The 2,768-nt window shown below is 70.4% G+C and carries 3 protein-coding genes; all 3 read right to left on the reverse strand.

What is annotated here, in order from left to right; translation table 11 throughout:
* Positions 1-664 (reverse strand): cysteine protease StiP domain-containing protein (locus I0Q12_RS06010; RefSeq protein ID WP_374068592.1); only part of this gene is annotated, 664 nt, incomplete at its 3' end.
* Positions 661-1,977 carry a phosphoribosyltransferase family protein gene (locus I0Q12_RS06015; RefSeq protein WP_307846054.1) on the reverse strand — a complete coding sequence of 439 codons (1,317 nt, stop codon included), beginning with the start codon at positions 1,975-1,977 and terminating at the stop codon, positions 661-663. The genes I0Q12_RS06015 and I0Q12_RS06010, both read right to left, overlap by 4 nt.
* The coding region (locus tag I0Q12_RS06020) for an HpcH/HpaI aldolase/citrate lyase family protein (protein ID WP_197251072.1) at positions 1,974-2,768 on the reverse strand (795 nt) is incomplete at its 5' end. The genes I0Q12_RS06015 and I0Q12_RS06020, both read right to left, overlap by 4 nt.

A 2,768-nucleotide genomic window follows, 5' to 3' on the forward strand; every position in this document is an offset into this window, starting at 1 on the left:
GCCCGGACACAGTGGAATTCAGGCACGCCGAGGCGATGAGGAAGTCGTCGCGGGTGCCGTAGGTGCGCACGCACTGCCCGGGGTCGGCCAGAACCGCGAGATCGTCGGACAGCGCCGGGCCACCGGCTGCCGCGTACTCGGCCAGCGCCGCGGACAACTCGCGGGCGATCGCACCCTTGCCGGTCCACCCGTCGACGAAGACCACCGACGCCGGATCGTGCCGTGCGGTGATGTGGTCGAGCGCGGCGGCGTCGATGCCACGGCCCCGCACAATCGACACCGCGTAGTGCGGCAACGACAGTCCGTGATGGTGCTGAGCCCACCGCCGGATCAGGATGCCGACGGGCGTGCCGGCGCGGGCCAGCGACACGAGCGTCAGGTCCGGTCCGCGTTCTGCCAGAAGGAGTTCGGTGACGGTGCCGACCGCGCGTGCAAGCCGCCCGGAGGTCTCGGCGAGCACCTTGTCGAACAGTTCGCGGTAGGCCGCGTCGGGCCGGTATTCCACCGGCAGCGACTCGGCGTAGTGCGCAAGCCCCGCCTGGATTCGTTGTTCCCGCTCGGCGATATCGGCTTCGAGGTCGACGTGCGAGAGGTCCTTGAGCAGCCAGGTCACGTCGTCCGGCGCATACGACCCGAATCCGGGCCCGGTCAACGGTGCCGTCACAGCGCCTCCCTGCTGATACGAAGCGCGACCGGGTCGGTCGCGGGAATCGTTGCGACGACCACGTCCTCGCCGGCCGCGGTGAGGACGTCGACGAGTCCTCCGGTCGCGCGAAGTCGGTCGGTGTCCGCCGGACTGTCGATCACCAGCACGAGCACGGGCCGCCGGTCGGCGTCCGGCCACTGCGCGTTGTACAGATACCGGGGTGCCTCGGTTTCGTGCGTCTCCGGCACGTGTTCCGGTGCGAGGAAGGTGAATCCGCGGCGCAGCGGATAGCCGGGGACGTCGAGGACGTAACCCGGGGAGCGGGTGGTGGTCTGGAACCGAGTGGGCGTGCCACGGGTCGCGAGGGCGCCGGCGAGCCGCAGCGGCAGGTACATCAGTTCCTCGTGCCCGACGACGACGGCCGGACGACCGGGTTCGAGCGCTGCCGCGAGGGCGTCGGCGGCCGCGGCGATCGCAGCGTCGAAACCCGCGGTGTCGGTGCTCAGGAATCCGTGCCGGCCACCGTCGGGAACCGTTGCTGGCCAAGGAAGTTCGACGAACTCTGCGGTTCCGCGATGCGGCGCGCGTGGGTTCAGCGCCGGATCGGGCAGTGCCGTCACGCGTTCGGTGGTGCCCTCGGGAATCACGGCCCGTCCGGACGCGAGCGACACGTGCTCGATCCGTGCGCCGAGATCACCGGCGGCCTCCGCGACCCCACGCCGGTGCTCCTCGGCGCGCATGTCGACGAGGGAGGCGATCACGTACCGGCTGCGCGGGTGGTGCCGGTGCAGCGCGCGAATGGCATCGAGCGCAGTTGTCCCGGTCGAGATCTCGTCGTCGACGAGGACGAGCGGCGCCGGGTTCGCGAACAGGTCCGGGGAGGTCGGCTGGAGCAGATGGAAGGTCGCGTGGGAGTGTCCCTCCTCGAAACCGGCGAACGTGTCGGCGCCCGGAACGTCGCGGCGGGTGGAATGCAGGTAACAGGCCGCGCCGATGCGCGCGGCGACACAATGCCCCAGTCCCGTCGCGGTCTCGGCAAAGCCCAGGACGACCGCTGTCGACGCGTCCTCGCCGAGCAGCTCGGCCACCAGATCGCCGAGCCGGTCGCCGGCGGCGATCACGACCGCGGGATCGGTCGGCACGTGCTTGCCCAGCACGGTGGACACCAGCAGGTGCGCGCGGCGCGGATTGCGGCGCAGCCCGGGGTGGACCAGCTCCGGCACGCGGTACCCGGTGGCCGAATCGTGGTGGTGCAGCGTCAGGCCGAACTCCTGCGTCGCCCAGGGAATCTGAAAGTCCTCGGCGACGCCGGCCGGAGCGGCGGCGCTCACCGGTCCACCAGTGCGGTCAGCAGGTCCACGAACGTGACTCCTTTGTTGGTGACACCGAACACCGACGCGCGCAGCACCGTCTGCTGCGCCCACGTGCGATGCGGGCGGCGTTCGTTCATCTTGTTGCGATATCCGGAGGCGCGGACGCCGCCGGTGTCGCCGCCGAGGATGTCGACGGCGTCGTGGTATTCCTCGTGGGTCACCGCGGACAGTGCGTGCACCGCGGCCACGTGCGACGGATGGATCACCGTCTTCCCCTGGATGCCGTTGGCCCGGTCCAGCGCGATCTCCCGGAGCAGTCCGTCGAGGTCGCGGCTCACGAGCTGCTGGCGGAAGAGCACCGCATCGTGTTCCTCGAACGGGGTGGCCCGCAGCATCGGCCGGAACATGCGTTCGTGGTCGGCGAAGTACTCCCACACCGGACCGGTGATGACGAACCCGGTGCCGTCGGTGCGGCCCAGGTAGTTGACGACATCGGCGATGACGTCGACGACGACCCGCACGTCGTAGATGGTCAGGTCGCGGTCGCGTCGGATCCCGAACGTGCCGCACATGTCGGTCGCGCCGATCCGCACGGCCAGCACCCGCTGCCGGTGCTCGGCGAGCAGCGCCGACACCGCCTGCAGTTCGTCGTCGCGGGTCTGGCGATGGACGAGCTCACTCGACTCGAGCACCGGCATCGCATACAGGTGCTTCCCGAGCCGTTCCGACGCCGCGGCGACCGCCTCGAGGAACGCGCGCCCGGTGCTCGCCCCGAATTTCGGTAGCACGAAGCCGGTGAGAGCGCCGAC

The sequence above is a fragment of the Rhodococcus sp. CX genome (genome assembly GCF_015865005.1).
GTDB lineage: Bacteria > Actinomycetota > Actinomycetes > Mycobacteriales > Mycobacteriaceae > Rhodococcus.